The sequence below is a fragment of the Nocardioides marinquilinus genome (genome assembly GCF_039543705.1).
Taxonomy (GTDB): Bacteria; Actinomycetota; Actinomycetes; order Propionibacteriales; family Nocardioidaceae; genus Nocardioides; species Nocardioides marinquilinus.
The window spans coordinates 629,822-652,394 of record NZ_BAABKG010000001.1 but is presented as its reverse complement, the minus strand read 5'-3'; the positions used below and the strand labels follow the sequence as shown (position 1 = coordinate 652,394).

20 protein-coding genes are annotated in these 22,573 nt (G+C 74.1%); 12 read left to right on the top strand and 8 right to left on the bottom strand.

All coding sequences use genetic code 11. The features are described from left to right. The first annotated feature begins 16 nt into the window (after positions 1-16). Both eccCa and ABEA04_RS03040 read left to right on the top strand, forming a co-directional pair. Positions 17-4,150 carry a type VII secretion protein EccCa gene (eccCa, locus tag ABEA04_RS03045; RefSeq protein WP_345454398.1) on the top strand — a complete coding sequence of 1,378 codons (4,134 nt, stop codon included), beginning with the start codon at positions 17-19 and terminating at the stop codon, positions 4,148-4,150. A 598-nt stretch (positions 4,151-4,748) separates the two neighbouring features. Then, positions 4,749-4,988, top strand: coding sequence for a hypothetical protein (locus ABEA04_RS03040; RefSeq protein ID WP_345454396.1), 240 nt, complete (start codon positions 4,749-4,751; stop codon positions 4,986-4,988). Positions 4,989-5,024: 36 nt separating this feature from the next. Here the strand turns inward: ABEA04_RS03040 and ABEA04_RS03035 are convergent, their stop codons facing one another. Then, positions 5,025-6,731, bottom strand: coding sequence for a helicase HerA-like domain-containing protein (locus ABEA04_RS03035; protein WP_345454394.1), 1,707 nt, complete (start codon positions 6,729-6,731; stop codon positions 5,025-5,027). A 59-nt stretch (positions 6,732-6,790) separates the two neighbouring features. Between ABEA04_RS03035 and ABEA04_RS03030 the strand changes: the two genes are divergently transcribed. Both ABEA04_RS03030 and ABEA04_RS03025 read left to right on the top strand, forming a co-directional pair. Next, positions 6,791-7,090: a type II toxin-antitoxin system VapB family antitoxin gene (locus ABEA04_RS03030; protein ID WP_345454392.1), complete on the top strand. Its 300-nt coding sequence runs from the start codon at positions 6,791-6,793 to the stop codon at positions 7,088-7,090. After that, positions 7,087-7,632: a LytR C-terminal domain-containing protein gene (locus ABEA04_RS03025; protein ID WP_345454390.1), complete on the top strand. Its 546-nt coding sequence runs from the start codon at positions 7,087-7,089 to the stop codon at positions 7,630-7,632. Before ABEA04_RS03030 ends, ABEA04_RS03025 begins: the two co-directional genes overlap by 4 nt. Positions 7,633-7,650: 18 nt before the next feature. On the opposite strand, the gene ABEA04_RS03020 is transcribed toward ABEA04_RS03025, so the two are convergent. Together ABEA04_RS03020 and ABEA04_RS03015 are read right to left on the bottom strand one after the other, a co-directional pair. Further along, the gene (locus ABEA04_RS03020) at positions 7,651-9,144 is read right to left on the bottom strand and encodes a potassium/proton antiporter (RefSeq protein WP_345454388.1); all 1,494 of its coding nucleotides are present in this window, start codon (positions 9,142-9,144) and stop codon (positions 7,651-7,653) included. A 37-nt stretch (positions 9,145-9,181) separates the two neighbouring features. Further along, complete coding sequence (locus ABEA04_RS03015) at positions 9,182-9,655, bottom strand: NUDIX domain-containing protein (protein WP_345454386.1); 474 nt, start codon at positions 9,653-9,655, stop codon at positions 9,182-9,184. Positions 9,656-9,710: 55 nt separating this feature from the next. Between ABEA04_RS03015 and ABEA04_RS03010 the strand changes: the two genes are divergently transcribed. The 5 genes from ABEA04_RS03010 (at position 9,711) to ABEA04_RS02990 (ending at position 14,688) form a co-directional block, all read left to right on the top strand. Then, complete coding sequence (locus ABEA04_RS03010) at positions 9,711-10,496, top strand: nuclease-related domain-containing protein (protein WP_345454384.1); 786 nt, start codon at positions 9,711-9,713, stop codon at positions 10,494-10,496. A 37-nt stretch (positions 10,497-10,533) separates the two neighbouring features. Next, positions 10,534-11,718 carry an aminotransferase class I/II-fold pyridoxal phosphate-dependent enzyme gene (locus ABEA04_RS03005; RefSeq protein ID WP_345454382.1) on the top strand — a complete coding sequence of 395 codons (1,185 nt, stop codon included), beginning with the start codon at positions 10,534-10,536 and terminating at the stop codon, positions 11,716-11,718. Positions 11,719-11,841: 123 nt separating this feature from the next. Next, entirely contained in the window at positions 11,842-12,303 is a 462-nt protein-coding gene (locus ABEA04_RS03000) for a hypothetical protein (RefSeq protein WP_345454380.1), read from the top strand. 10 nt (positions 12,304-12,313) lie between these two features. Beyond that, positions 12,314-13,273 (top strand): hypothetical protein, encoded by a 960-nt coding sequence (locus ABEA04_RS02995; protein WP_345454378.1) that lies wholly within the window; start codon positions 12,314-12,316, stop codon positions 13,271-13,273. Beyond that, positions 13,270-14,688 (top strand): hypothetical protein, encoded by a 1,419-nt coding sequence (locus ABEA04_RS02990; protein WP_345454376.1) that lies wholly within the window; start codon positions 13,270-13,272, stop codon positions 14,686-14,688. Before ABEA04_RS02995 ends, ABEA04_RS02990 begins: the two co-directional genes overlap by 4 nt. A 126-nt stretch (positions 14,689-14,814) precedes the next feature. Here the strand turns inward: ABEA04_RS02990 and ABEA04_RS02985 are convergent, their stop codons facing one another. The 5 genes from ABEA04_RS02985 to ABEA04_RS02965 all read right to left on the bottom strand — a co-directional run bounded on the left by ABEA04_RS02985 (position 14,815) and on the right by ABEA04_RS02965 (position 19,288). Next, positions 14,815-15,390, bottom strand: coding sequence for a hypothetical protein (locus ABEA04_RS02985; RefSeq protein WP_345454375.1), 576 nt, complete (start codon positions 15,388-15,390; stop codon positions 14,815-14,817). A 212-nt stretch (positions 15,391-15,602) separates the two neighbouring features. Beyond that, on the bottom strand, positions 15,603-16,202 hold the full coding sequence (locus ABEA04_RS02980) for a hypothetical protein (protein ID WP_345454374.1): 600 nt from the start codon (positions 16,200-16,202) through the stop codon (positions 15,603-15,605). A gap of 105 nt (positions 16,203-16,307) precedes the next feature. Beyond that, positions 16,308-17,693 carry a vWA domain-containing protein gene (locus tag ABEA04_RS02975; protein ID WP_345454373.1) on the bottom strand — a complete coding sequence of 462 codons (1,386 nt, stop codon included), beginning with the start codon at positions 17,691-17,693 and terminating at the stop codon, positions 16,308-16,310. Beyond that, positions 17,690-18,562: an AAA family ATPase gene (locus ABEA04_RS02970; RefSeq protein ID WP_345454371.1), complete on the bottom strand. Its 873-nt coding sequence runs from the start codon at positions 18,560-18,562 to the stop codon at positions 17,690-17,692. Before ABEA04_RS02970 ends, ABEA04_RS02975 begins: the two co-directional genes overlap by 4 nt. A gap of 303 nt (positions 18,563-18,865) precedes the next feature. Beyond that, positions 18,866-19,288 carry a hypothetical protein gene (locus ABEA04_RS02965; RefSeq protein ID WP_345454369.1) on the bottom strand — a complete coding sequence of 141 codons (423 nt, stop codon included), beginning with the start codon at positions 19,286-19,288 and terminating at the stop codon, positions 18,866-18,868. A 215-nt stretch (positions 19,289-19,503) separates the two neighbouring features. Here ABEA04_RS02965 and ABEA04_RS02960 point away from each other — a divergent pair, with 215 nt between their 5' ends. The 3 genes from ABEA04_RS02960 to ABEA04_RS02950 are packed head-to-tail and all read left to right on the top strand — an operon-like array spanning position 19,504 to position 22,520. Then, positions 19,504-20,403: a hypothetical protein gene (locus tag ABEA04_RS02960; protein WP_345454367.1), complete on the top strand. Its 900-nt coding sequence runs from the start codon at positions 19,504-19,506 to the stop codon at positions 20,401-20,403. 51 nt (positions 20,404-20,454) lie between these two features. Beyond that, on the top strand, positions 20,455-21,885 hold the full coding sequence (locus ABEA04_RS02955; protein WP_345454365.1) for a sensor histidine kinase: 1,431 nt from the start codon (positions 20,455-20,457) through the stop codon (positions 21,883-21,885). Then, complete coding sequence (locus ABEA04_RS02950) at positions 21,882-22,520, top strand: response regulator (RefSeq protein WP_345454363.1); 639 nt, start codon at positions 21,882-21,884, stop codon at positions 22,518-22,520. Before ABEA04_RS02955 ends, ABEA04_RS02950 begins: the two co-directional genes overlap by 4 nt. The last annotated feature ends 53 nt before the right edge of the window (positions 22,521-22,573 follow it).

The following is a 22,573-nucleotide window of genomic DNA, read 5'->3' as shown; positions in this document are numbered from 1 at the left end:
CGACGAGGCGGTGCCCGTGACGGCAACCCAGCAGCCCGGCAGCCGGCAGGCCGTGCCGGTCGGGACGGCGTCCGGTCCGGGCAGCCAGCCGCGGGCGTCGTCGTCCGGGCTGGGCGGCCCGCAGGCGCCCGCCGGGGCGCCGACCCTGCGCAGCACCCGGGTCGACGAGCCGGAGATGCCGAGCGGCCAGCTCGTGCTGCAGCCGCCGCCCCAGATCCAGCAGAGCGAGGGCGCGGCCGGCGTCGCGATGAACGCCATCCCGATGCTCGGCAGCCTCGGCTCGATCGTGCTGGTGGCCACCCTCAGCCAGGGCAACGGCGTCTCGGGCAGCCGCAGCCTGCTGGCGGCCGGCATGTTCCTGTTCGCCACGCTCGGCTTCATCTTCGTGCAGATCGACCGGCAGCGTAAGCAGCGCAACCAGCAGGTCACCGGCTCGCGCACCGAGTACCTGCGCTACCTGGCCAGCGTGCGCGCGGTGGCCCGCGACGCCGCCAAGCGGCAGCGGCAGGCGCTCACCTGGCACCACCCCGACCCCGGCTCGCTGCCCTCGCTCGCCGAGGACCGCACCCGCGTGTGGGAGCACGGCGCCGGCGACCCCCACTTCCTGCAGGTGCGCTACGGGCTGTGCCCCCAGCCGCTCGCGCTCGAGCTGGTGCCGCCCGACAGCGCACCCATCGACGACGTCGACCCGGCCGCGGCGTCCGCGCTGCACCGGCTGCTCGTCGTCCACCGCACCCAGCCCGACCTGCCGGCCTCGGTCGACCTGCGCGCCTTCGACCGCATCGAGCTGTGCGGAGAGGAGGAGCACGCGCGGGCGCTGGCCCGGGCGATCATCTGCTCCGCCACCGCCTTCCAGTCGCCCGACCAGCTCGCCGTCGCCGTGCTCGCGACCGACGAGCACCTGGCCCACTGGGACTGGATCAAGTGGCTGCCGCACGCGCAGAGCCAGGAGCAGACCGACGCCGTCGGCCCGATGCGCATGGTGAGCACCTCGCTGACCGACCTCGCCGCGCTGCTGCCGCAGGACCTCGGCGACCGACCGCGCTTCGGGGCCGACGAGCGGCCCGCGACGCCCCACATCCTGCTCGTGACCGACGGCGCCGAGCTGCCGCCGGGCAACCACGTCGTCCCGCCCGACGGGCTGCACGGCGTCACCGTGCTCGACCTGCCGACGCGGTGGATGGAGCTCGAGGACGCCACCCGCCTGCGGCTGCACCTGATCGGCGAGCCCGGCGACGACGGCCTGGTGCCGGTCGAGGCGCTGCGGGTGCGCGAGGAGCCGTTCCGCGCCAAGGCCGACCAGTGCGACCCCGCCACCGCCGAGGCGTTCGCCCGCCGGCTCACCCCGCTGCACAGCGTCGCGGTCGCGGGCCCCACCGAGACCGCGACACCCGGCGAGATCGCCGGCCCCACCGACTTCATGGACCTGCTCGGCCTGGGCGACGTCCGCACCTTCGAGCCGGGCGCGGCGTGGCGTCCCCGGCCCTCGCGCGACCGGCTGCGGGTGCCGATCGGCCTGGGCGAGTCGGGCGCGATGGTGCACCTCGACATCAAGGAATCGGCCCAGCAGGGCATGGGCCCGCACGGCCTGGTCATCGGCGCCACCGGCTCGGGCAAGTCGGAGTTCCTGCGCACGCTCGTGCTCGGCCTCGCCATGACCCACTCCCCCGAGCAGCTCAACATGGTGCTCGTCGACTTCAAGGGCGGCGCGACGTTCGCCGGCATGTCGCACATGCCGCACGTCTCGGCGGTGATCACGAACCTCGAGAACGAGCTGACGCTGGTCGACCGCATGCAGGACGCCCTCTCGGGCGAGATGGTGCGCCGCCAGGAGCTGCTGCGCGAGACGGGCAACTTCGCCTCGATCCGCGACTACGAGAAGGCGCGGGCCGCGGGCGAGGACCTGGCGCCGCTGCCGTCGCTGTTCATCGTCGTCGACGAGTTCAGCGAGATGCTCTCGGCCAAGCCGGAGTTCATCGACCTGTTCGTCGCCATCGGCCGCCTCGGCCGCTCGCTCGGCCTGCACCTGCTGCTCGCCTCGCAGCGCCTCGAGGAGGGCCGGCTGCGCGGCCTGGAGTCGCACCTGTCCTACCGCGTCGGCCTGCGCACCTTCAGCGCGCAGGAGTCGCGCGGCGTCCTCGGCGTCCCCGACGCCTACGAGCTGCCCGCCGTCCCGGGCCTCGGCTACCTCAAGCCCGACCCGACCACGCTGACCCGCTTCAAGGCCGCCTACGTCTCCGGCCCGCCGGCCACCGGACGTCGTGCGGTGCCGCGCGACGAGGGCGGCCACGTGCGCGGCATCCTGCCGTTCACCATCTCGGAGGTGCTGGCCCTCGAGGTGCCCGAGCCCGAGGTCGAGCCCGACCCCGAGCCGCAGCAGAACGAGTCGCAGGCCTCGCTGCTCGACATCGCCGTCAGCCACATGGAGGGCCAGGGCATGCCCGCCCACCAGGTGTGGCTGCCGCCGCTCGACGAGCCCGACACCCTCGACATGCTGATGCCCGACGTCGTCGAGGACCCGCAGCTCGGCCTCACCTCGCCGCAGTGGCGCCGGCTCGGCGGGCTGGTCGTGCCGCTGGGCACCGTCGACCGTCCGCGCGAGCAGCGCCGCGACACCCTGACCCTCAACCTCGGGGGCGCCGCCGGTCACGTGGCCGTCGTCGGCGGTCCGCGCAGCGGCAAGAGCACGCTGCTGCGCTCGCTCGTGGCGAGCATGTCGCTGACCACCACGCCGCTGGAGGCGCAGTTCTTCGTGCTCGACTTCGGCGGCGGCACGTTCGCGCCGATGTCGACGCTGCCGCACGTGGCCGGGGTCGGCACGCGCTCCGAGCCCGACGTCGTCCGGCGGATCCTGGCCGAGGTGCAGGGCATCGTCGACCGGCGCGAGGCCTACTTCCGCTCCAACGGCATCGACTCGATCGAGACCTACCGGCGCCGGCGCACCGAGGGCCGTGCCGACGACGGGTACGGCGACGTCTTCCTCGTCGTCGACGGCTGGAGCACGCTGCGCTCCGACTTCGACGACCTCGAGATGGAGATCCAGCAGCTGGCCTCGCGCGGTCTGACGTTCGGCATGCACGTGCTCACCGGGGCGTCGCGCTGGGCCGACTACCGCGCCGCGATGCGCGACCTGTTCGGCACCCGGCTCGAGCTGAAGCTCGGCGACTCGATGGACTCCGAGATCGACCGCAAGGTCGCGCAGCTGGTGCCGAGCGGCCGGCCGGGTCGCGGCCTGGTGCCCGGCAAGCTGCACTTCCTCGGCGCGCTCCCCCGGCTCGACGGCCAGCAGACCGCCGACACCCTCGGCGACGGCGTCGACCACCTCATCGCCAAGGTCAGCGCCGCGTGGAAGGGCCCCGCCGGCCCCAAGCTGCGACTGCTGCCCGAGCAGGTCGGCCTCGACCGCATCCTCGAGATGGCCAAGGTCGCCGACGACCCCGACGGACCCGCCGCCCGCCGCCTCTACCTCGGCATCAACGAGAAGGAGCTCGCGCCGGTCTCGGTCGACCCCGACACCGAGCCGCACCTGCTGCTGCTCGGCGACGGCGGGTCGGGCAAGAGCGCGGTGCTGCGCACCCACATCCGCGAGGTCATGCGCACCCGGACGCCGAAGCAGGCGCAGCTCGTCGTCGTCGACTACCGCCGCTCGCTGCTCGGCGAGGTGCCCGACGAGTACCTGCTGAACTACCTCACCTCGGCGACCCAGGCGCAGCCGGCGCTGAAGGACCTCGCCGCCTACCTCGAGAGCCGCCTGCCCGGGCCCGACGTCACGCCCGACCAGCTGCGCAGCCGCTCGTGGTGGACCGGCGCCGAGGTCTTCGTCGTCGTCGACGACTACGACCTGGTCGCCACCCAGCAGAACTCGCCCGTCGCGCTGCTGCAGCCGCTGCTGGCCCAGGCGCGCGACGTCGGCCTGCACGTCATCGTCGCGCGTCGCTCCGGTGGCGCCTCGCGGGCGCTGTACGAGCCCGTCATCCAGGCGATCCGCGACCTCGCGATGCCGCAGATGATGCTCTCGGGCAGCCCCGACGAGGGTCCGCTGCTCGGCAACCTGCGCCTCGCGCCGATGCCCGCCGGCCGCGGCCGGCTCATCACCCGCGAGCGGGGCGTCGAGGTGCTGCAGAACGCCTGGGCCGACCCGGCGCTGTAGGCGGGGGTCCGGTCGGGTCCGGTCGGGTCCGGTCGGGTCCGGTCGGGTTCGGCGGTGGCTGGGGTCGGGGCGGCGGTGAGCTGGTGACCGATCGGGCGACGAATTTGGGAACCCACGCACCGCCCACCCGGCTCAGCCCCGTCCGGCGGTGACCTGGTTACCGATCGGCGGCCGAAATCAGTAACCCACGCACCGCCCACCCGGCTCAGCCCCCGGCGGCGGTGCACAGGCCACCGTCCCGAGTGACGGAACCGTGGCTGACACACCGCCCACCCAACCCAGCGCCCGGCGGCGGTGCGCAGGCCACGGTCCCGGACGACGGAACCGTGGCTGACACACCGCCCACCCAACCCAGCCCCTGGGGGCGGTGCGCAGGCCACCGTCCCGAACGACGGAACCGTGGCTGCCGCACCGCCCAGCCCGGCTCAGCCCCGTCCGGCGGTGACCTGGTTACCGATCGGCACCCGCCATCGGTAACCCACGCACCGCCCACCCGGCCCAGCCCGCGCGACGTCCCGTCACGTTCGCCGCGTCGACGAGACGTGCTCGTAACCCAGGGTCAACCTGGCGGTGAAGTTTGTCGATCACGCTTGATGACATGACCACCACCCCCGCCTCCTCGACCGCCGGCACCACCCCCGCCGGCGCGGCCGCTCCCGCCTCCCCTGCCCTGACCACCGAGCAGACGACCGAGCTCGAGCGGCGCCGCGCCGCCCGCGTCGCGCTGCGGCTGCGCCACACCGAGCACCTCACCCGGTTGATGGAGGAGCGTGCCGACCTGCGCGGCGTCCACGCCCTGGCCGACTTCGTCGACGAGTCGGTGCGCTGGACGGCCTGACCCGGTGAGCAGCCGGCCGGTGGCAGCCTGGACCGGCTACCGGCGGCCGGTGCGGAAGACGCCGCGGGCGATCTCGCGGGCGGCGGTGCACATGAAGTCCTCGAAGGCCTTCGACCCCAGGACGTCGCCCGCCAGCCCGCCGCTCTTCTCGCTCGATCGGGACGACGTCCTCCGCGACGGCTTCGGCACCGGGACGTGCCGCTCGGCCTCCTTGCGGGCCTTCTCCTCCGCCTCCTGCTCGGCCTTCGACGCCTCGGCCGCCTCCTCCTCGGCCCGGGCGCGGTCCTGCTCCTCGGCCTGCTTGCGCGCTCCCTCCTCCAGCCGCGCGGCCAGCCGCTCGCGGGCGCTGTCGCGGTCGACGACGGCACCGTAGGTGGCCTGGCGCGGGCTGGCGGCGACCGCGGCGGCCATCGCGTCGGCGTCCATCGGCCCCATGCGCGACTCGGGTGCGCGGAGCCGGGTCCAGGCGACCGGGGTGGGTGCGCCGCGCTCGTCCATCACCGTCACGACGGCCTCGCCGATGCCGAGGCCGGTGAGCACCGCGCCGAGGTCGCCGTAGCCGCTCTCGGGGTAGGTGGCCACGGTGGCCTTGAGGGCCTTGGCGTCGTTGGGCGTGTGGGCGCGCAGCTGGTGCTGCACCCGCGAGCCGAGCTGGGCGAGCACGTCGTCCGGGACGTCGGTGGGGCGCTGGGTCACGAAGAAGACGCCGACGCCCTTCGACCGGATCAGCCGCACCGTCTGGGCGACCTGGTCGAGGAAGGCGTCGGAGGCGTCGTCGAAGAGCAGGTGCGCCTCGTCGAAGAAGAAGACGAGCTTGGGGCGGTCGACGTCGCCGACCTCGGGCAGGTCGTGGAACAGGTCGGCCAGCAGCCACATCAGGAACGTCGAGAACACCACCGGCCGCTCGGCCAGCTCGGGCAGCTCGACGAGCGAGATGAGCCCGCGGCCCTCGGTGTCGACCTGCAGCAGCTCGGAGCTGGCGAACTCCGGCTCGCCGAAGAACACGTCACCACCCTGGTCGGCGAACCCGATCAGCTCGCGCAGGATGACGCCCGCCGTCGCGCTGGACAGACCGCCGAGCGCCTTGAGCTCGGGCTTGCCCTCGTCGCTGACGAGGTGCTGGACGACGGCGCGCAGGTCGGCGAGGTCGAGGAGCGGCAGCCCGGCACGGTCGGCGTAGTGGAAGACCAGGCCGAGGCTCGACTCCTGGGTCTCGTTCAGGCCGAGCACCTTGCTCAGCAGCGTGGGTCCGAACGCCGACATCGTCACCCGCAGCGGGACGCCGGTGCCGGCGCCGCCGAGGGCGTAGAACTCCACCGGAAAGCCCTTCGCCTGCCAGGCCTGGCCGACCGAGGCGGCTCGCTGGGTGACCTTCTCGTTGGTCTCGCCCGGCACCGCGAGCCCCGACAGGTCGCCCTTGACGTCGGCGGCGAAGACCGCGACGCCGGCGCTGCTGAGCTGCTCGGCCAGCAGCTGCAGCGTCTTGGTCTTGCCCGTGCCGGTGGCACCGGCGACGAGCCCGTGACGGTTCAGCATCGCCAGCGGGATGCGGACGGCGGCCTCCGACTGGGTCTGGGCGTCGAGCATGAGGGCCCCGAGCTCGAGCGCCGGGCCCTCGAACGCGTAGCCGGCGCGCACCGCGGTCTCGATCGGGTTCGCGTCCGGGTTCGCGTCCGGGCTCGCGTCCGGGCTCGCGACCGGGCTCGCGACCGGCTCCGCCTCGCCACCGCTCGGTGTCGTCATGGAGCCACCCTAGGCCTGCAGAATCGAACGGCGTCCGTCTCGTTGCTTAGACTCCGCGGGTGATCTTCAAGCGGGTCGGCGACGGGCGCCCCTACCCCCCGCACGAGCTCACCTCGAGCGGCTGGGCGGCCATCCCGCCCCGTCAGGTGCGCCTCGACCAGCTGGTGACCACCAAGGACACCCTGCAGCTGGCGGCCCTGCTCGACGAGGACTCGACCTTCTTCGGCGACCTGTTCGCCCACGTCGTGGAGTGGAACGGCGAGCTCTACCTCGAGGACGGCCTGCACCGCGCGCTGCGCGCCGCGCTGCAGCAGCGCAACGTGCTGCACGCCCGGGTGCACCGGACGGCGGCCTCGTGAGCCCGCGGATGAAGGCTCGGCTGCGCTCGGCGGCGGTCATGGCGGGCCTGGCCGTGCTGGTCTTCGTCGGCGTCAGCTGGGGCGTCTCGGCCGTCTCCGAGCCCTTCCCGCAGCGGGAGGACCCCCCGATCTGCGTCGAGAACGAGCTCACCGCCGGCGACCTCCTGCGGCCCGGCTCGGTCACCGTCAGCGTGCTGAACGGGGGCGACCGCTCCGGCCTCGCCTCGACCACCCGCGCCGACTTGGTGGCGCGCGGCTTCGGCCAGGGCGTGCTCGACAACCTGTCCGCCAGCGAGGCCGAGGCGGCCGATGTCCGCTCCGCCCAGATCTGGAGCACCCAGGGTCGCAGCGCCGCGGTGCGCCTGGTGGCCAGCTACCTCGGCGGCAAGGTCGAGGTCGTCGACCGCGCGGGCCAGGTCGGTGGCAAGGACGCCGGCGTCGTGGTCGTCGTCGGCGACCGGTTCCCGGGCGTCGTCCCGGGGCTCAACCGCGTCGAGGTCGACTCGAGCAGCACCGTCTGCTCGCCGCCCGCGCTGTCCTGACGGCCGGGCCCCACCCGGTCAGTCGGGCGTCCACTGCGCCAGGCGGCCCTTGGCGCTGACCTGGCGCAGGCGCTCCTCGGTGCGCTCGCGCTGCTTGCGGGGCGTCACCACGAGCAGCTCGTCGCCGCGCTTGAGCACGGTGCGCCGCTCGGGCACCAGGGTCTCGCCGCCGCGGATCACCATCGAGACCGACGAGCCGATCGGCAGCCGCAGCTCGCCGACCTCGACGCCGTGGATGCGCGAGACGGGGCTGATGGTGATCTGCAGCAGCACCGCCTGCACCCGCTCGAGCGGGGCCGCCTCGATGTCGAGGTCGCGTGGCTCGGAGCGCCGGGCGACCCGCAGCACCCGGGCGACGAGCGGCAGGGTGGGCCCCGTGATCAGCGTGTAGACCACGACCATCACGAAGACGATGTCGAAGAGCCGCTCGGCGTCGTCGACCCCCTCGCTGAGCGGGATGGTGGTGAGCACGATCGGCACCGCCCCGCGCAGCCCGGCCCAGCTGAGGAAGGTCAGCTCGCGCCAGGGCATCGGTTGGACGACGCTGCTGACGACGACCGAGATCGGCCGCGCCACGAAGGTGAGCAACAGCCCGGCGACGACGGCGAGACCGACCACCTCGAGCGAGATGCGTCCGGGCGAGAGCAGCAGCCCGAGCATCACGAACAGCCCGATCTGCGCGAGCCACGCGATGCCCTCGGCGAACGATCGGGTGGCCGCGCGGTGGGGCAGCTCGGAGTTGCCCAGCACGAGCGCGGCGACGTAGACCGCCGCGAAGCCGCTGCCGTGCAGCCCGACGGCGCCGCCGTAGGCCAGGAACGCGAGGCTGACGACGGCGATCGGGTACAGGCCGGAGGCCGGCAGCGCCGCGCGGCGCATCAGCCAGGCGCCGCCCCACCCCACGGCCAGGCCCATCGCGACGCCGAGGGCGAGCTCGAAGACGATGATGCCGACCATGCCGAGGACGCCGTCGTCGGCTACCGCGCCGGTGCTGACCAGGGTGACGAGCACGACAGTCGGGGCGTCGTTGAGGCCCGACTCCGCCTCGAGCGAGCCGATCAGCCGTCGGGGCAGCGGCACCACCCGCAGCACCGAGAACACCGCGGCGGCGTCGGTGGGCGAGCAGACCGCGCCGAGCAGCACGGCGAGCTCCCACGGCAGGCCCAGCAGGTAGTGCGCGCCCACGGCGACGACCGCCACCGAGATCGCGACGCCGATGGTGGCGAGCGAGAGCCCCAGCCGCATCGAGGGCCGGGCCTCGTGCCAGTTCGTGGTCAGGCCGCCCTCGGCCAGGATGATGGCCAGCGCGGCGAACCCGAGGGCGTGGGCAAGCTCGGCGTCCTCGAACTGGATGCCGAGGCCGGCCTCGCCGAGCGCGACGCCCATCAGCAGGTAGATCAGCAGGCTGGGCAGGCCGGCGCGGCTGGACAGGCGGACCGCGAGCACGGCCGCCAGCAGGACCGCCGACCCGACCAACACGAACTGGTCGAGCTGGTGGACGTCGAAGGTCATGTCACCTCGTGGGGCATCGGGGTGGCGGACACCGATCCTATCGGCCGCGCGGCCCCGCCCCGTCGCGTGCCAGGTGCGCCGAGACGGCGACGTCCAGGATCGAGGCGCGGCTGGGCTGCGCGGCGACGTCCGCGAGCGGCAGCCACTCAGCGTAGTCGGTGGAGCCGCCGACCTCGAGCGTGCCGAGCTCGCCGCCGACGATGGTGGCGTCGAAGACCAGCCGCACCGACTTGAACGGCCGGCCGGTCGTCGGGCTCGGGCTGCCGATGTGGGTGTCGACCGTCAGCGGGGCGCCCACCTCGACGTCGAAGCCGGTCTCCTCGCGCACCTCGCGCACCAGGCCCTCGACCACCGTCTCGGGGTAGTCGACGCCGCCGCCCGGCAGGCTCCACGCCGGGTCGGCCCGGCCCTCGCCGTTCCACCAGGTCACCAGCAGCCACGGGCCGTCGTCGCGCTGCTCGGTGATCACGGCGTAGGCGGCGATGCGGGTGTCGTACTCGGTGTAGTGCACCGGCGCAGGGTAGTGCGCGCTCAAGTCGGCGCCCCGCACTGCCGATGTCGCCACCATGACGACCGTCCCGTCCGCGACGGGTCACGCCCCCGCACCGGGGCGGCGTGGCTGGGTGCGGCGCAACACCCGCCCGATGGCCTACCTCGCCGCCACCGCGGTCGCGCTCGGCGTCGCGCTGTGGGCGCTGTTCGAGTGGTTCACGCCGATGAGCCCCGCCAGCTGGTACCTGCTCGGTGTCCTGCACGTGCTGCTCGCCGGCTCGTTCGTCGGCGTCTGCGTGATGGTGCTGGTGACCACCGAGCCCGACCGGTCGAAGGGCGTCGCGTGGGGCGAGGAGTACACCCGCGACGAGCTGCGGCACGCGCACCGGCGCCGCATCGTGCGCCACGCGCTGCACGACATCACCCTGGACGACGGCGACGTCGACCACCTCGTCGTCACCCGGCACGGCGGGGTGGTGGCGATGGACTCGAAGTACCGCAGCAGCGTCGAGCCCGGTGACCTGACCGACCTCGCGGCGTCCGCGGCCGCGGTGGCGGCCCGGGCCCGGCAGCTGCTCGGCGGCATGCAGGTCGGCGGCGGACGCGGCCCGGCGCCGTCGGTGCGCGCCGTGCTGGTGCTGTGGGGCAAGGGGCAGAAGAGCCTCGACCTGCCGGTGACCGTCGACGGCGTCGAGGTGGTGCGCGGCCCCGACCTCGTGGAGTGGCTGCGGGTCCTGGACGACGAGCGCCGCCCCCGCCGCGAGTCGCGCGTGCTGGTGCGCGAGCTGACCCGGGCCGCCCAGGGCGGTCCCGGCGCCCCGGTGCGTCACCGGCCCCGGGCGCGGGCCGGCGTGCGCTGACCCCGGTCGACGTCGTCCGGGTCGTTAGCCTCGGCGCGTGAGCACCGCGAGCCGGCTGGAGGTGGCGCAGCGGGCGAACGTGCCGCCGTTCCACGTGATGGACCTGCTGGCCGCGGCCGCCGAGCGGCGCCGTACGCACGGCGACGTGGTCGACCTGCTCGCCGGGCAGCCGAGCACCGGCGCGCCGCGGGCGGTGACCGAGGCGGCGGTCCGGCTGCTGCGCAGCGGTGACCCGCTCGGCTACACGCCCGCGACCGGCGTCCACGAGCTGCGCGAGGCGATCGCCGGCCACCACCGCCGTGTCGACGGCGTCGACGTCGGACCGGACGACGTCGTGGTCACCACGGGCAGCAGCGGCGGGTTCCTGCTGGCCTTCCTCGCCGCGTTCGAGCACGGCGACCGGGTGGCCATCGCGCGGCCGGGCTACCCCTGCTACCGCAACGTGCTCGCCGCGCTCGGGTGCGAGGTGGTCGAGCTGCCGACGGGGCCGGAGACCCGGTTCCAGCCGACCGTCGAGCAGGTGGCCGAGATGCACGCGCGGGTCGGCCTGCGCGGCCTGGTGGTGGCCAGCCCGGCCAACCCCACCGGCACGATGCTGCTGCCGGCCGAGCTGGCGGCGCTGGCGCGGTGGTGCGAGACGAACGGCGTCCAGCTGATCAGCGACGAGATCTACCACGGCATCGAGCACACCGAGCCGCGGCTGTCGCGGTGCGCGTGGGAGTCGAGCCGCGAGGCCGTGGTGTTCTGCTCGTTCTCGAAGTACTTCTCGATGACGGGGTGGCGCATCGGCTGGATGCTGGTGCCGCCGCGGCTGCGGCGGGCGGTCGACGTGCTCACCGGCAACTTCACGATCTGCCCGCCCGTGCTGGCGCAGCGCGCGTGCGTCGAGGCATTCACCGACGACGCCTACGCCGAGCTCGACGGCCACGTGCGGCGCTACGCCGAGAACCGGCGGGTACTGCTCGACGGGCTCGCCGCGCTCGGCGTCACCGGGCTGGCCCCGGCGGACGGCGCGTTCTACGCCTACGCCGACGTCGGCCACCTGACGACCGACTCGATGGCGTTCGCGCACGACCTCCTGGCGCGCACCGGGGTCGCCATCGCGACCGGCGTCGACTTCGACACCGTGGACGGCGGCCGGTTCGTGCGCTTCTCCTTCGCCGGGCCGCGCGAGACCATCACCACCGCCCTCGACCGGCTCGCGCCGGTGCTGGCCGGGTGAGCCGCGGCGAGTCATGGCGTGTCGCGGCGTGTCGCGGCGTGTCGCGGCGTTTCGCGGCGCCGGGGAGCGGGAAGGCGCTCACCAAGGGGACTGCACGGCGACACCGACGGGGAGGACGGCGCCATGCCGGGCTACGGCGAGACCGACGTCATGCGACGACGCGCGGACCAGCTGCGCGAGCAGGCCGCCGACATCCGGGCGATGGCCGACCAGCTCGTCGCCCGCACCGAGACCACCGGGTGGACCGGCCGGGCCGCCGACTCGATGCGGCTGCGGGTCGCCGAGCGCGCCACGCACCTGCGCTCCGCCGCCGCGGCGCACGAGACGGCGGCCGACACCCTCGACAAGCACGTCGGCGAGGTCGTGACCCAGCAGGACGCGATCGCCGACGTCGAGCGCCGCGCCACCACGATGGTGGCCGACGCCCGCTCGCGCATCGCGGCGATCGAGGCCGCGAACGACGCCCCCGGCGCCGGCCCGGTGGTGCGCCGCGACCCCGACCCGGACGACGTCGTGCTGGCCGCGTTCGACGCCCCGCCCCCCGGCCACCGCGACTGGCTCACCGTCGAGCTGCCCGGCCTGTGAGAGGACTCCGTTGACCACGATCGACCTCACCGCCCCGTTGATCGCGGCCGTCTCGACGCTCGACGGCCTGCCGCGACGCGTGGCGCTGACCCTGCCCGAGCTGCAGCTCGTCGCCGCCCGCGCCGGCGGTGCGCCGCTGCCCTTCGACGTCGCCGAGGCAGCCGACACGCCGAGCCTCGAGGGCCGTCTCGGCGCCAGCCGCGCCACCACCGAGGACGCCGCCTACCGCGCCGCTCTCGGCTCGCTCAACGACCCCGAAACCTCGCTCGCCCGTCGCGGTCTGCTCGCGGGCGGCGTCCTGGACGACGGTCTCGCCGGCGCCGTCGGGCTGCTGGCGACACCCGAGTACGCCGTCGACGTCGACGTCGCCGTGCCGGGCGTGCAGGTGAAGGCCTGGCACCGCGCCACCAGCGAGGCGGTGGCCACGCTCGCCACGTGCGACGGGCTGGTCTTCGAGCTGGCGTGGTTCCACCCGTCGGTGTGGCCGACCGAGCTGTCGCGCATCGGCGTCCTGCCGGAGGACCTCGCGGTGCGCGAGTCGCGCGTGCCGGCGTCGGTCGAGCTGCCCTACGAGCTCGCGGACGCCGCCGTCGAGGCCGCGAGCGCCCAGCGCGGCGACCTGCTGTCGGTGCTGGTGGCACAGCACTCCGGGGCGGTCGTGGCCGACGGCCGCGCGCTCACCGACGGCGAGGCGGTCTCGCTGCTGCAGGCCCTCTCGGCGGAGACCCAGGGCCGGCTGCGGGCCCTCGTGGCCGACCTGACGGTGCAGCCGACGACCGTGGTCGGCGTCCGGTCGTGGGTGATGCTGGCCGACGGCTGGCGCACGCTGCGCCCGCACGGGCACGGCGAGACCGCGCGCGTCGAGCTGCGGGCGGTGGCGCCGTCCGAGCTGGCCGCCGACCTGGCTCCCGTGCTGGCCGGCCTCACGGGCCACGGCGGCCTGCCCGACGGGGAGGAGGCGGCGTCGTGACCGACGAGCAGGAGCGACCGCCCACCGACCAGGCCGCCGTGGTGGCCGCCGCCGCGGCCGAGCGACGCACGGCCCCCGTGACCGAGGCCGAGGCCGCCGACCTGGCCGACAAGTACGACCGCATGATGCGGCTGGCCGCGCTGTTCGACGAGTCGGGCGAGGAGATGCGCCGACGCGCCTCGCTCGGCACCGACATCCTGGCCGACCCGGCCTTCACCGACTCCGCGCCGCTGGCCAAGGACACCTTCGCGCAGGCCGAGGACGCCGTCCGCGAGGCCACGCTCGGCAAGCGCGGCCTGCTGTCGCGCTCCATCGAGCTGGACGCCGACGCGCTGGTGCTGCGCGCGACGGTGCTGACCTACCGCTGGATCGACGAGCTGCAGTCGGCGGCCTACAAGACGCTCGGCTCGATCGCCGGTCGCGCCATCGGCTACCTCGCGCCGCAGGTCGCGCTCGGCGGTGCCATCGTCTCGGCCGGCCTGATCGAGACCGACGCGCTCGACCGCGACGGCGTCGCCGCCTACCTCAACGAGCTGGCCGACGCGAACCCCGAGCTGATGGAGCACGTCACCACCGGTGGCGGCGGCCTCCTCGACGGCCTGCGCATGCGCTCGCTGCTGACCGCCGGCGTGCTGGCCGGCGAGCAGGGGCGCCTGGCCGGGCGCGGCGGTCTGCGTGCGGCGGGCGTCGAGCCGTTTGCCGTCGGGTTCGACGGTGCCCTGCGCGACGTGGCCGGCGGGCTGGTCGACTCCCTCGACGAGGAGGCCGAGGCGGCCGCTGCGGCCGCGGTCGCCGCGGCGTCGGCGTCCGGCGGCGACGACGCCTCGACCCGGCCGCGCACCCTCACCGACCTGATGACCGCGCTGCAGGCAGCGCCGACGTCGGTGGTGGTGCACCGGGTGGCCCCCGGCCGCTTCATCGCCTACCTGCCCGGACCCGGCGGCGGCTCGGCCCGCCGCCTGCGGCTCGTCGGCGGCGACCAGTCGGGCTACGCGGCGCAGGTGGTGCGGGCGGTCGAGCGGGCCGTCGACGCCCACGGCGACGACGACGCCCGCGTCATGCTCGTCGGCTCCGCCCAGGGCGGGGTGACCGCCACCGAGGTGGCCTCCGCGGCGACGTCGAACCGGTTCGCCATCGACCAGGTCGTGACCGCCGGCGCCCCGTCGGCCCACGTGCCGCGTATCCCCGAGACCACGCGCGTGCTGTCGCTGGAGGACCGCAGCGACCCGGTCGCCCTGCTCGGCTCGCTCATCAACTCCGGCGTCACCAACCGGGTCACGGTGGTCTACGACGCCGGCGACGCCTCCGGCGACGAGCGCTACGTCGAGGGCGCCCGCGCCGCCGACGCCGCCCAGCACCCCGAGCTGCTCCGCGAGATCAGGCGGCTCGGTGAGCTGGGGTACCTGGCGGGTTGAGCCTTCGTGCGTCCCACCCGCCTCAGGGATACCCGGTTCACCGGGTGTCCCTGACGTTCTGGGGCAGTGCAACGCCCGAGAAGCGGAGGGAGTGCCCGAGAAGGTCGGGGCGCTCTGCCCTGTCGGTCAGTCGGTGGGCGGGGTGACCAGGCGCGGGCCGATCTCGATGACCTGCAGCGTGACGGGGGCGCCGGCGACCGTCAGCGGGGCGGGGATGTCGATCCACTGGCCGCCGTTGACGCGGTAGCGGCCGGTGTAGACGGTGTCGACGGACGGCGACGCGCTGCCCTTGGCGCGGTAGACGTGGGTGACGTCGCCGCGGGGGTAGGGGCCGCCCGGGCTGGCAGTGCGGGCGCTCGCGCCCTCGCCGAAGCGGTAGACGTACTCGCTCGGCGTCGCCTCGATCGTCACCTGCTGGCCCAGCAGCGTGACCGTCTGGGTGTGCGGGGCGGTGTTGTCGGTGAAGAAGAACGTCTCCCAGTTCACCGCGGTGCGCTGGTCGACCGGCTGCACCTGCAGCTCGCTGCTGGGCCACGTCAGTCGCTCGAACTCCCGCAGCACCAGGCCCGGCGTGATGACGGCCAGGTTCTCGGCGATGCCGGGGGTCAGACATGCCTTGCCGGAAAACTCACCGTCGATGTAGACGTCGACGAACGTGCCGGGCTCACCGTCCTCGGTGCACGTGGCCGTCTCGTAGCACACGTTGACGCCCTCACCACCCAGACCGCAGGCGTCTCTGACTTCAATGACGCGCCCGTCGCCGCTCGTGCCCGAGGTAGCGATCATCTGCTGGACTTGCTCCCCGTCGTGACGCTCAACTGCGCCTTGTCCCAAGAGGTCCCCCCCGACTTCGGGGTCGGCGGATGCAGTTGCTGGGACCACGAGCAGAGTCAGCGCGGCCACAGCCATGGCAACTAGTCGACAAGCCTGTCGGCGGCCAGGATCAGCCACGAGTCACCCTTCCGCTCGAACTGAATCACGTAGCGCTGACGTCCGCCGGACAACTCCCGCAGAGGCGATCCCTTGCGTTCCCGATATCGGGTGTCACCGGACTCATAAACGGCGAGAAACTCATTTCGAGTTGGGTCGTAGGACGTAAAGCGCAACAACTCACCACCGTCCCAGGAGATCGTTCCACCCGCGCTGTAGTAGTCGGACACGGTCTGCGCAAGGGTTTCGCATGACTGGCAATCGCGGCTGAGCGCTAGAAACCCCTCGGTGTCTCCCGTGTTCTGCATTCGCTGGCTCTCCTCAAGCCAACGAACAACGAACTGCCTCTTCGTCTCCCCCTCCGGCGCCTCACTCGACGGCGGCTCGGTCGGCTCCGTTGCCGTGGTGCCGTCGGTGGCGGGGGCGGTGGTGGCGGGCTCGCTGGAGTCCGGCGGGGCGGCCTCGGTGGAGGGGTCGTCGTCCCCGCCGATGCGGGGGTCGGGGTCGTCGGAACAGGCGGCGAGGGCGGTGAGGCCCAGCCCGAGAGCGGTCGCGGCGCAGAGCGCGCGCAGCGGCTGACGCATGATCTCTCCTGCGGTCCGGGTCGGCTCCCGAGACCGACCTCCCCACCGACCCTAGGCAGGCCCCCACCCCCTGGCAACCGCCGTCGCGAGGTCTGGGGATAACCCTCAGCGCGCGAGATCGTGCACGAACTCGGCCAGCTGGGTGAGGTTGCGGCACTCCACCATCGGCACGATCTCGCCGTAGGCGCGGGCGGCGGAGTCACCGGTGTCCCAGTGTCGCCGGTGCTCGGGGTTGAGCCACCAGGCGTGGCGGGCGGTCTCGGCGAGGTGGCGCACGGCGTCCAGGCGCAGGTGGCTGTAGTTCGAGCGGGCGTCACCGAGCACGAGCAGCGAGGTGTTGGGTCCGACGGCGTCGCCGTGGCGGTCGACGAAGGCGGTGAGCGCCTGTCCGTAGCTGGTGCGGCCGAAGCGCGCGGCGTGGGCGGTCGACGCCGCCAGGTCGGCCATCACCTCGGCCACGTCGGCGCCGGGCCGGAAGTGGTCGGTGACCTCGTGGACGTCGTCCACGAACGTGAAGGCGCGCACCCGCGCGAACGACTCCCGCATCGCGAAGACGAGCAGCAGCGTGAACTGCGCGAAGCTCGCCACCGACCCGCTGACGTCGCACAGCACGACGAGCTCGGTGCGGTGCGGGCGCTTGGGGTGGTGGCGGGTCTCGACCGGCACCCCGCCGGTCGACATCGAGGCGCGCAGCGTGCGGCGCACGTCGAGCGGGCCGCGACGCCGCGCGTGGTGCTCCTGGGTGAGCCGGGTCGCCAGCCGTCGCGCGAGCGGGTAGATCTCGCGGCGCATCTGCTCGAGGTCGGCCCGGCGGGCGGCGGAGAAGTCGAGGCGGTCGATGCTCGGCCGCAGCGCGACGGTGGCGACGTGCTCGGCGCCCTTCTCCTCCGCGATGCGTCGGCGGGCGTCGTCGTCGACCATCGCGGTGAACTCCCCGACCCGGCGTCCCGCGACCCGCTCGGCCCGCTCCTCGTCGAGGCCACCACCGAGCAGCGCGGCCACGATGCGCTCGACCAGCTCGGACGGCGCCACCCGCCTCGTGGCGGTGTAGGCCGACCACGAGGAGAGACCGGGTCCGCGGCCGGGCATGGCGCCGAAGCGGCCGACCATCTCGGCGGCGAGCCGGCGCAGCGCCTCGTCGTCACCCGCCTCGAGCGCGGCGGCGAGCCGCTCGCGGAACTCGGCCAGCGCGGCGCCGGTGTCGGCCGGGCCGGCGGGCTCGTCGTCCGACCCCTCCCCCACGGCCGCGGCCCCGCCGCCGACCAGCCGGGGGAAGTAGAGGTCGAAGAGCGCGTCGAAGGTGGGGCGCTGGGCCTGCCGCTTGACCAGGGTGGCGGCGTACGCCTCGCGCACCCGCTCGCGGGTCGTCCAGTCGACGACGCCGAGCGCGGCGACGGCGTCCAGTCCCTCGGCCAGCGAGACCGGCAGGCCGGCGGCGCGCAGCGCGACCACGAACCCGAGGTGGCGCCCGACCAGCCCGCTGTCGCTCATGACCGGAGCCGCAGCTCCTTGACGGCCCGCTCGTGGTCGGAGCGGTGCTTGAGGATGACGCCAAGCGTCTCGGCGATCGCCCGCTCGTCGAGGTCGCCGATCTCGAGGGCCACCAGGGTGCGCGCCCAGTCGACCGACTCGGCGATCGACGGTGCCTTCTTCAGCTCGAGCTCGCGCACGCGGGCGACGGTCTCGACCAGCTGGCTGGCGATGTGGCGGTCGAGCTCGGGCACCTGCGCGGTGACGATCTCGCGCTCGCGCTCGACGTCGGGGTAGTCGAGGTGCAGGTAGAGGCAACGCCGCTTGACCGCCTCCGACAGCTCGCGCGTCGCGTTCGAGGTCAGGACGACGAACGGACGGCGCGTGGCCGTGACCGTGCCGAGCTCGGGGATGGTGACCTGGAAGTCGCTGAGCACCTCGAGCAGCAGGCCCTCGACCTCGACGTCGGCCTTGTCGATCTCGTCGATCAGCAGCACCGTCGGCTCGTCGCGCCGGATGGCGGTCAGCAGCGGCCGGGCGAGCAGGAACTCCTCGGCGAAGATGTCGTCGTGGGCCTGCTCCCACGTCTCGGAGCCGCCGGCGGCCTGGATGCGCAGCAGCTGCTTGCGGTAGTTCCACTCGTACAGCGCCCGCGCCTCGTCGAGGCCCTCGTAGCACTGCAGCCGCACCAGGTCGGCGCCGCACGCGCGGGCGACCGCCTTGGCGAGCTCGGTCTTGCCGACGCCGGCAGGCCCCTCGACCAGCAGCGGCTTCTCGAGCGCGCCCGCGAGGTAGGACGTCGTGGCACTGGCGGGGTCGGGCAGGTAGCCCGCCGCGTGCAGCCGCGAGGCGGCCTCGTCGGGCGAGGCGAACCACGGCGAGGCAGTCATGCCGCCCATCGTGGCAGGCGGTGCGAGACGGCCCCAGATCACCCGTGACCTACGTGCCGGGGCGTCGTTGACCGTACGAGGCCGGTCCAGACCGGCTCTCGGACCGACGGTCCGGCCGGCACATGGGGAGTCGGCCGGACCGTCGTCCGTCTGGGGGGACGGATCCGAGGGGGCCCGTGGGCCCTTCGACAGGCTCAGGGTCCGTGGGGTTCCGTGGGCCCTTCGACAGGCTCAGGGTCCGTGGGGTTCCGTGGGCCTATCGACAGGCTCAGGGTCCGTGGGTGCGTGGGGCCTGTGCGGGCGTCAGAAGGTGAGGCGGCCGACGCAGGTGTCGCCGCCGCCGTTCTTGCTGGCGCGGAAGACGAGCTGGTCGGGGCCGGCGGCGTTGCGGATCTTGCGCTCGACCGAGAACGAGCCGCTGCGACCGGCGGTGCGGGAGGTGCCGCGGGCGACGACGTCGCCGTTGCTGCGGATCGTCCACTCCCAGGTCTGGCCGGTGCGGTTGCTGTCGACCTCGCCCTCGACCTCCAGGCGGCCGTCGTCGGTCTTGGCCTTGAGCTTCCAGCTCGCGGCGCCGCTGCACGAGCCGGTGCGGACGACGCGGTCGTCGTCACCGCCGGAGGCGTGGGCGGGGGCGGTGAGGACGCCGGCGCCGCTGCCGAGGGCGCCGAGGACGACGAGGCCGGCGACGGCGCGTCGGGTGCGGGTGGTGGTGGTGCCGGTCATGGTGACCTCCGAGGTCGGGGTGGGTTCTGCGGTGTGTGCTCACGCTTGCGCCGGTCCGGTCGGAGTCGCCAGATGGCCGATGGTCCTAGGACCCCGCCGGCCTCGCGCCCGGGTCCTAGTACCGACGTCCATCTGGTGACTCCGACCTCGCCGGCCGCCTACTTGGTCGTGCCGCACCGCAGCCGGTCGCGGCCCCGACCACCACTGGAGCACCCATGACCACCACCCCCACCCGCCGGCGCCTCCGCCGGGCGGCCCTCGGCCTGCTGGCCGCGACCACGCTGGCCCTCGCCCCCGCCCACGCCTTCGCCAAGGGCGGCGAGCCCGGCGACGACAACGGCGGCGGTGGCGGCGGCGGCACGAGCGCCGCCGGCGACTTCGCCGTGACCGTCAACGGCAAGACCTACAACCCGGCGCCCGGCCGCGACGTCAAGCTGCAGGACCTGGCCGTCTCGGGCCGCGTGGCCGTCAACGGCGTCAACCTGCGGTTCTCGATCGACTCGGCCACCCTCGGCGTCTACGACTACACCCTCACCGGCGCCCCGTCGCCCGAGCGCATGGTCACCTCGCCGACCGTCGTGTTCGCCTCGAAGGTGCCCTCGCTGACCGCGGCCCAGCTGCGCAGCCCGCGGCTGAGCCGGCTCGAGGTGCGCGACGACAACCTCGTCGCGATCTTCACGACCAGCGCCGGCAAGCTGAAGATCCAGGCGAAGGACGCCCCGCAGGGCGGCATCTTCCAGATGGAGCCCGAGTTCGGCACGAACGTCACGATCGAGCACAAGCTCGGCCCGACGCTCTTCTACTTCGTGAACAGCTACACCGGCAAGATCAACTTCGGCAACGGCCAGGACGCCGTGGCCACCGGTCCCGACGCGCACCGGATGCTGCTCGGCAAGGACAGCCCGCAGGTCGCCACCAAGCTGTACCAGGACGGCACCACCACCCGCTGGTCGGTGGCCTCGGGCGGCCGCATGGGCGGCGTCCTCGGTGAGGACGCCATCGAGCTGAGCCAGGGCGCCACCAACTGCACCAGCCAGTGCCAGGCGCAGAACCAGATCCGCGGCTCGGTGCCCGTGCCGCCCGACCCGCAGAACCCCACCCCCATCGGCGGCTGAGCCTCACCCCGACCGCCCTCTCACCCGCACGCACCAGCAGGAGGAGCCGACGTGCTCGCGCGCACCGACCATGATGTCCCGGTGGCCCGCGACCCGTTGCGCCCCGACGACGGGGGGTGGGTGGTGCTCACCGAGCCCACCCGCTCCCCTCGAGGCGCGCGCCCGACGTCCGCGCGCCGCGTCTACGCCCAGGTGGTGCTGCTCGCCGCGCTGGCGCTGGCGCTGGTGATCGGGGTCGGCACCTGGATGTCGAACCGCGAGGCCGAGCGCGAGGGCGTGCAGTCGGCCGCGCGCCGCACCACGCTGCTGGCCGACGTGGTCGTGCAGCCGGCGCTGACCGACGGCGTCCTCACCGGCGACCCCGACGCGCTCGCCGCCCTCGACCTCGAGGTGCGCCAGCACGTGCTGCCCAACAGCGTCGTGCGGGTCAAGCTGTGGGCCGCCGACGGGCGCATCCTCTACTCCGACGAGGCGCGGCTGATCGGGCAGCAGTACCAGCTCGACGACGAGGAGCTCGACCTGCTGCGCGACGCCGAGCGCGGCGTCGACACCGAGACCGGCGCCGAGATCTCCGACCTCGACGAGCCCGAGAACGTCTACGAGCGCGGCGAGGGCAAGCTGCTCGAGGTCTACCTGCCCGTGCAGACCCCCGACGGCACCTCGGTGCTGCTCGAGACCTACACCAGCTACGACTCCGTCGAGCAGCGCGGCCACGACATCTGGCGGGCCTTCCTCGTCATCACGATCGTCAGCCTGCTCGCCCTCCTGCTGCTGATGATGCCGGTGATCTGGCGGCTGCTCGTGCAGCTGCGCCACGGCCAGGAGCAGCGCGAGCGGCTGCTGCAGCGGGCGCTGTCGGCGTCCGACGCCGAGCGACGCCGGATCGCGGCCACGCTGCACGACGGTCCGGTGCAGGAGCTGGCCGCCACCTCCTACGTGCTCAGCGGCGCCAAGCAGCGCGTCGAGCCCGGGCGGCAGCCCGAGCTGGCCGGCGCGCTGGACGACGCCGCGCGGGTCGTGCGCTCGAGCATCGGCGGGCTGCGCTCGCTGCTGGTCGACATCTACCCCGCCTCGCTCACCGAGACCGGCGTCGAGCAGGCGCTGGCCGACCTCGTCGCGAGCCTGCAGCCGCGCGACGTCGAGATCCGTCTCGAGGCCGAGCCCGGCGTCGGGGCGGCGCTGACCCGCGAGCAGGCGCAGCTGATCTTCCAGATCGCGCAGGAGACCCTGCGCAACGCCGTGCGCCACTCCGGCGCCGACCACGTGGACGTCGTCCTGGTGCGGCCCGACGGGTTCATCCGGCTCGACGTCGTGGACGACGGCGCCGGCTTCGACGTGGCGGCCGCGCTGGCCGACCCCGAGACCGGGCACTTCGGGCTGCGGCTGATGGCCGACGCCGCCGAGCGCGCGGGCGGCGGCCTGCGGGTGCGCTCGGCGCCGGGCCAGGGCACGGCGTGGCGGCTGGAGGTGCTGCTGTCGTGACGGTGCGACTGCTCCTCGCCGACGACCACCAGCTGGTGCGCGCCGGCCTCGCCGGGCTGTTCGGCGCCGAGCCCGACATCGACGTCGTGGGCCAGGCGGCCAACGGCCGCGAGGCCGTCGACCTGGTGGCCGCCGAGCCGCCCGACGTCGTCCTCATGGACCTCTCGATGCCGGTGCTCGACGGGGTCGAGGCCACCCGCGCCATCGCTGCCGACCACCCCGACGTCGCCGTCGTCATGCTCACCGCCTTCGCCGAGACCGAGCGGGTGCGGGCGGCGCTGCAGGCCGGCGCCATCGGCTACGTGCTCAAGGACTCCGAGCCGGCCACGCTGCTGGCCGCCGTCCGCTCGGCCGCCGCGGGCGACGTCCCGCTCGACCCGCGGGTGGCGCGGGCCCTGCTGCCGGGCGCGAACGACCCCGCCCCCGCCGCGGCCGCCGCCGACGTGGCCGAGCTGTCGCCGCGCGAGCGCGAGGTGCTGCAGCTGGTGGCGCAGGGCCTGGCCAACAAGCAGATCGCCCGCCGGCTCGGCATCACCGAGCGCACCGTGAAGGCGCACGTCGGCAGCGTCTTCCGCCGCATCGGCGTCGCCGACCGCACCAGCGCCGCCCTCTGGGCCCGCGACCACCTGCCCTGACGGTGGGGGACTCGTAGGGGCGACGGGAGCACTCGCCAGCACGGCCGGTGGTC

Excerpts from the sequence above, each read along its gene's own strand:
- ABEA04_RS02980 (WP_345454374.1), bottom strand. The coding sequence starts at position 16,202 with ATGCGTCAGCCGCTGCGCGCGCTCTGCGCCGCGACCGCTCTCGGGCTG.
- ABEA04_RS02965 (WP_345454369.1), bottom strand. The coding sequence starts at position 19,288 with ATGACCGGCACCACCACCACCCGCACCCGACGCGCCGTCGCCGGCCTC.
- ABEA04_RS03000 (WP_345454380.1), top strand. The coding sequence starts at position 11,842 with ATGCCGGGCTACGGCGAGACCGACGTCATGCGACGACGCGCGGACCAG.
- ABEA04_RS03040 (WP_345454396.1), top strand. The coding sequence starts at position 4,749 with ATGACCACCACCCCCGCCTCCTCGACCGCCGGCACCACCCCCGCCGGC.
- ABEA04_RS03035 (WP_345454394.1), bottom strand. The coding sequence starts at position 6,731 with ATGACGACACCGAGCGGTGGCGAGGCGGAGCCGGTCGCGAGCCCGGTC.
- ABEA04_RS03010 (WP_345454384.1), top strand. The coding sequence starts at position 9,711 with ATGACGACCGTCCCGTCCGCGACGGGTCACGCCCCCGCACCGGGGCGG.
- ABEA04_RS02975 (WP_345454373.1), bottom strand. The coding sequence starts at position 17,693 with ATGAGCGACAGCGGGCTGGTCGGGCGCCACCTCGGGTTCGTGGTCGCG.
- ABEA04_RS02960 (WP_345454367.1), top strand. The coding sequence starts at position 19,504 with ATGACCACCACCCCCACCCGCCGGCGCCTCCGCCGGGCGGCCCTCGGC.
- ABEA04_RS02970 (WP_345454371.1), bottom strand. The coding sequence starts at position 18,562 with ATGACTGCCTCGCCGTGGTTCGCCTCGCCCGACGAGGCCGCCTCGCGG.
- ABEA04_RS03020 (WP_345454388.1), bottom strand. The coding sequence starts at position 9,144 with ATGACCTTCGACGTCCACCAGCTCGACCAGTTCGTGTTGGTCGGGTCG.